General features: G+C 65.0%; 5 protein-coding genes and 1 pseudogene. All 6 read right to left on the bottom strand.

The genetic code is table 11. The annotated features are described in order from the left end of the window. Positions 1-67 precede the first annotated feature (67 nt). A complete protein-coding gene (locus tag DVDV_RS21360) occupies positions 68-1195 on the bottom strand; it encodes a DUF362 domain-containing protein (protein WP_075356586.1) in 1128 nt (375 codons plus the stop codon). After that, the gene (locus DVDV_RS21355) at positions 1192-3534 is read right to left on the bottom strand and encodes a mechanosensitive ion channel domain-containing protein (protein WP_254845490.1); all 2343 of its coding nucleotides are present in this window, start codon (positions 3532-3534) and stop codon (positions 1192-1194) included. Before DVDV_RS21355 ends, DVDV_RS21360 begins: the two co-directional genes overlap by 4 nt. Further along, positions 3488-3643, bottom strand: coding sequence for a hypothetical protein (locus DVDV_RS23685; RefSeq protein WP_254845489.1), 156 nt, complete (start codon positions 3641-3643; stop codon positions 3488-3490). The genes DVDV_RS21355 and DVDV_RS23685 overlap by 47 nt, the downstream gene beginning before the upstream one ends. 48 nt (positions 3644-3691) lie before the next feature. Next, entirely contained in the window at positions 3692-4444 is a 753-nt protein-coding gene (locus tag DVDV_RS21350) for an RNA methyltransferase (protein WP_075356585.1), read from the bottom strand. 199 nt (positions 4445-4643) lie between these two features. Further along, the gene (locus DVDV_RS21345; protein ID WP_075356584.1) at positions 4644-5171 is read right to left on the bottom strand and encodes a hypothetical protein; all 528 of its coding nucleotides are present in this window, start codon (positions 5169-5171) and stop codon (positions 4644-4646) included. A gap of 127 nt (positions 5172-5298) precedes the next feature. Then, positions 5299-5621 (bottom strand): annotated as a pseudogene (locus DVDV_RS21340) (hypothetical protein); the annotation flags it as partial.

Genomic DNA, 5621 nt, shown 5'->3' with positions numbered 1-5621 from the left:
GAAAAAGCCCACGCCGGTCTCGCGGCTGTGGCATTTTTTTTGAGGCAAAGACAGCCCCCGGCCGGCGTCAGATGCGGATCAGCTCATATTCCGGCCGCCCCAAGCCAATGGCCGCGCCGTGGGCAAAGGTCATATCCCCGCGGGTCCATTTCCACAGGGCCGTGAACTTGTCCTCGCCCGCGGACAGGCCGTGTTCGAGCTTGCACTCGGGACAGGCCGCCTGCTCGTTGACCAGATCGAGGCAGGCCTTGTCCAGGGCCACCGGGTCGCTTGCGGCCAGAAAGCCGATGTCCGGCACGATGGGCGCGTCGGACCAGGGCACGCAGTCGCAGTCGGGCGTGACGTTGACCAGGAAGTTCACATAGCCCACCCGGCCCTGTTTGCCGGCCACCGCGCCCAGGGCGTATTCCACCATGCGCTCCATGAAGGGCACGATCTCGGTTTTCCAGTCGATGCTCATGGCCTTTTTCGGGCACACCGTCAGGCACTCGCCGCAGCCGATGCAGACGTCCTTGCTGATCACGGCCTTTTTTTCGTGCAGGGCGATGGCCCCGACCGGACAGACGTTGACGCATTCGCTGCAGCCGATGCACTTTTTCGGGTCCACCTCGAAGCGCACGCAGTGCTGGTCCTGCTTGCCGGCCCGGGGGGCGCAGCCCATGGCCAGGTTTTTGACGGCGCCGCCAAACCCGGCCAGTTCATGGCCCTTGAAATGCGACAGAACCAGCATGGAGTTAGCCCGGGCGATGTCGCCGGCAATCTTGACCGTCTGGAAGTGTTTGCCCGCGATGGGGACTTCCAGGATATTGGTGCTGTCCAGGCCGTCGGCGATAATGACCGGCGCGCCGAGCACCGCGTAATCAAAACCGTGTTCGACCGCCGTTGTGAGATGGTCCACGGCGTTGTGCCGGCTGCCGGAATAGAGCGTGTTGGTGTCGGTGGCAAAGGCCCGGCCGCCGCAGTCCTTGATGCAGTCCACCACGGCCCGGACGTAGGTCGGGCTAATGTGGGTGTCGCAGCCGCGCTCGCCGAAATGGACCTTGATGGCGGTCAGGTCGTCCTTGGCCACGACGTCGCCGAAGCCGGCGGCCTCAAAGAGCTTCTTGAGCTTGGCCGTGCGATTGCGGTTGGCTGTCCTGGCCCGCAGATCGGCGAAATAGACTTTGGCCGGTTCCTGGCTGGTGTCCTTTGTCATGAGGCGTTTCCTTCTTGGGCGTCGTCGCCGGCCGGCTCCGGCCGGCGGTTGTTTTTTTCTAGGGCGTCGAGGCGGGCGCTGATCTCGGCCAGCAGGCGGGCGGTCTCGGCCAGATGGGGCTTGGCCAGTTCTTCCAGGGCCGGAGCCGTGCGCAGGTGGAGATCGGCCTGGGGGAAGGCGATTTCGATGCCGGCCCCGCGAAAGAGCTGGTCAATGGCCCCGCGCACCATGGACATGGCCGTGACCGCGCCGGCCACGTCGGCCAGCCAGATGCGCAGCCTGAAATCCAGGGTGCTGGCCCCGAAATCCCAATGGAGCACGGCCGGCGGCGGGGTGGCCAGCACGGCCGGGCACTGGGCGGCTGCGGCCAGGAGCAGTTCGCGCACCTTGTCCGTATCCGAGCCGTAGGCCACGCCCACGCTGATGTCGCGGCGCACGCTTGGGTCCTTGTGGCTCCAGTTGGTGATCTTGCCGGACACCAGTTCGGAGTTGGGCACGAACACCGTGGCGTTTTCGTTGGTGAGCACCTCGGTGTTGCGGATGTTCACTTCCTTGACCACGCCCTGGCCCTCGCCGAGCTGGATGGTGTCCCCGGCCTGGATTGACCGGCCAAAAAGCAGGATGAGGCCGCTGACGAAATTGTTGACCGTGGTCTGCAGGCCAAAGCCGATGCCGACGGACAGGCCGCCGGCCACCACGGCCACGCTGGCCAGGGACAGCCCCAGCACCGACATGGCGAACATGGCATAAAGGCCCCACCACAGGTAGGTGTTGATGGTCAAAAGGGTGGCCTTGGCTCCCCGTTCCACTGCCCGGCGGCGGCTGGACAGCTCGGTGATAAACGTCGCGGACAGGGCAATGAGCGCCCGGGCCGCGTAGAAGCCAAAAAGCAGCAGCACGATCTTATTGAGGCTTATGCCCACGGATTCCACCCGGGTTTCCGTGTTGAGGATCTCCAGAAAGACGTTTTCGCCGCCGAACTGGTTGGACAGCAGCCACAGGAACAGAAACAGGAAGGCCAGAAAGAAAAACGGGAAACCCGCACCGGTTAAGATGCCAAGAAAAATGGGCGGGCGCCCATGGTGGCGGTCGATCTCCAACTGGCCCAGGGCGCGGGTGGTCATGGCGGCAAAGCGCAGGGCCAGGGCCACGTAAAAAAGGCCCGAGGCGCACAGGATGGCCGTTTGCGGCAGCCCGAGCAGCGAGACCACAGCCAGGGGCGGCAGGGCAAAGGACAGGATGCGGGTGATGGACCGGTCCAGGCGCTGGGCGGGCAGGGTGGTCTTGTGGCGTTTCCAGAAGCCCCAGGCGGCCAGCCCCAGCACGACGGCCATGATCGGACCGTCGAGGGTGTCGGGATAGCGGCCGGATTCAAGCAGCAGCCCCAGGGCGAAGATCCGCCAGGTGGGCCACAGCACGGCCGGCCGTCTGGAGTCGTGTTCCAGGTTGCGCCCCAGGCGCGACAGATGGACCAGGGCGGCGGAAAAGAGGATTTCGCCGATGGATATGAGCTGGGTAAACAGGAAAAACGGCGCGAACTGGGCCAGGGTCATGAAAAAAGCGCCGGCAGCGGCGCAGGCCGAGGCCCTGGAGACAATTCCAAGCGCGGCCTTTGACGCGCCCCGGCCGGCAGCGAAATGCCGGCCAAGCAGGAACAGGGCTGCCACCAGGGCGGCGGCCAGACAGCCCATGCCTGCACCGGCCACCATGAATTCGTGCATGGTCGGAGTGTGCAAAAGCTCCAGGCCAAGGTCGCTCCACAAAAGCCAGTCTTCAATGTCTTCGCTGGTATAGCGCAGATAGGACGAGGAGAAAATGGTCGGATTGACGTCCTTGTAATAGGACTTCCAGGCCGGGACCAGGGCGGTCTGCAGATCGTCGGTCGCAGCCTTGAGCTGCTCGGCCAGTTCGCGAAGCGGGGCAGCTTCCTCGGCCACCCGATCGCGCAGGGCGCTGACTTCGGCGCCCAGTTCCTGGATGGAGCGCCGGGTGGGTTCCAGGGTATCGCGGAAGCGCTCGGGCACTTGCTGGCGGGAGATTTCGCCCAGCTTGTCCCGGTAGGATTCGAGCAGGGCGACGTTTTGTTCCAGGGCGGCCCAGGCTTGCTGCGGCCGCTGGGACAGATGTTCGACACTCAGGCGCAAACGGTCCAGGCCGGCCAGGACCGTGCGGATCTCCCAGGGGTCGGAGGCCGTGGCCTGCCACAGGGCCAGTCTGGCCCGGTCGCGCAGCAGATGCTCCATCTCGCTGTTTTGTTCGACGGTTTCGGCGGTGTGGCGGGTTTTAAACGCCTCAAGCCGGCCCCGGACGATGTAGGTCCTGTTTGTGCAGGGCGTCAAGGACCAGGGTCCAGGAGACGTCATCATCGGCAATGGGCGGTGCTAGAGCGGCCAGCAGCGTGAGCAGGGCCAGCAGCAGGCCGGCCAGGAGGGCGCGTCGGGGCGTCATCCCTGCCTGATACGGCCTTGCCCGGTCCCTGTCCATGGGGGCGGCCGGTCAGGCCCGGGGCTTTTTGTCCGGCCCAAGGCCCAGGGCCCATTTGATCTGGCGGCACACGCCCATCAGCAGATTGAATTCGTTTCGCCGCAGTCCGACCCGGTCAATGAAGCGCCGCACCGGCAGCATCCAGTAGTCCGGGTTGTCGGCCTTTAAAAAGTCGATGGCAAGCAGGCTCTCGCGCAGGGCGGCAAAAAGGGATTCCCGCTCGGCATGGGTGGCGGCCCTTGACGGCAACTGTTCGTCCACTTCCTCGGCCAGCCCCTGCGAGGCCTTGAACACCTCGTAGCAGACCAAGAGGACGGCCTGGGCCAGATTGAGCGAGGTGGCCTCATCGGCAGTCACAATGTTGACGAGACGGCCGCACAGCTGGGTCTCCTGGTTGGAGAGCCCGGCATCCTCCGGCCCGAACACAACGGCCACGCCGCCGCCGCCGGCCAGGGTGCGGCAGACGCTGCCGGCCGCCTGCCCCGGGGTGATGACCCCCTTGCGCCAGCCGCCAAGCCTTGCCGTGGTGCCGTAGACGTCCTGGGCGCCGGCCACGGCCTCGGCCAGGGTGCCGACGATCTCCAGGCGGTCGAGCAGAAGCCCGCCCTTGCTGGTGGCCATGGGCCGGGCCCGCTCCATATCGAAATAGGGCGGATCGACCAGCACCAGGCGCGACACGCCCATGTTGGCGCAGGCCCGGGCCGCCGCGCCGACGTTCTCCGAGAACTTGGGCCGAAAAAGGACGATTGTGAGATTTTCAAGCATAGTTTTTTTTCAATGGTGCGGGTGGAAATATGGGACAGGCCCCGCATCTCCTGAACAACTTATTCGGGGCGGCGGCGTTTGGGCAGCGGCAGGGTCCTCCCTGTCACCGCCCAAACGCCGCCGCCCCGATCAGGGGGTCCGGGGGGGATGATCCCCCGGCCGCCGGAGGCCTCTTCGCCTTTATATCTTCTCTCCCGGCCTACACCCCTTCGTGCAGCCACTCGGCGAAGTCGGAGAGTTCGCCGGTCCAGCCCTGGCTCAGGCGCACGGCCAGGAACTGGGTGTAGAGGGCGTCGAAGAAGGTGGCGCATTTTTCGATCAGGAACATTTTTTCCAGCACCTTGGCGTCGGGGTCTTCGCCTTCTTCGGTGCGGGTTTCGGTCTTGGGCGGACGCAGGGCGTTTAGGGCGAAGTCGTCGGCCTTGACCGTGACGGTCCAGGTTTCGCCGTCCTGTTCGAAGCGGATGAGCGCCCGGTCCACCCGTTTGCCGCTTTTGACGCCCAGACGGGCCTCGGCGAACAGGGCGTGGGGGCCGGAGACGGTGGCGGTTTCGGCTTCGTCGCCAACCCCCCCGCGCACGGAAATCTTCTGTTCCAGGTAGACGTTGACCTCGCCACCGTCGGGCAGCTTGAACAGCCAGCCGCTTTTTTCACTTTTAAACCAGAGCCAGGTCAGGAAATCCTGGCCCAGAATCGGGTTTTTGGCTTCCGCCATGTTCACGTCCATATCTTCTCCACTGGCAGGCAATTGGTGCAAGATTCCCCGTGTTGCGGGGTCCGGGGGAGCGTCGCCCCCCGGCGGGTCCAGGGCCGTGCCCTGGCGCAGCGACCGGGAGAGGCCGGGCCTGTTCTGGTCAGCCGCCGAACTGGCTGGGTTCGAGGTGTTCGATGGCCAGGGCCCGTTCGACGCCGAGGATGCGTTCGGCCAGGAAGGCCGGGGTCTGCGGCTCCAGGCGGAGTTCAAAGGTCATGGTGAAGAGGTCTTCAAAAAGCTCCTGCACCTTGCCGTTGGTGGAACACAGCCAGATGACCTGGTCGATGGTGTTCCAGACGACCTCGAACACGGCCGGGATGGGCAGCGCCCGGGACATGAGCGATAATTTGACGCGCTCGGCGATTTCCTTTTTGCGGTCCTTGGACAAAAAGGCCTTGCCTTCGCCCTGCATCTGCTGCTGCT

Source organism: Desulfovibrio sp. DV, assembly GCF_001936595.1.
Taxonomy (GTDB): domain Bacteria; phylum Desulfobacterota; class Desulfovibrionia; order Desulfovibrionales; family Desulfovibrionaceae; genus Solidesulfovibrio.
The sequence above is the reverse complement of the archived record's forward strand: the minus strand, read 5'-3'. Positions and strand labels throughout refer to the sequence as shown.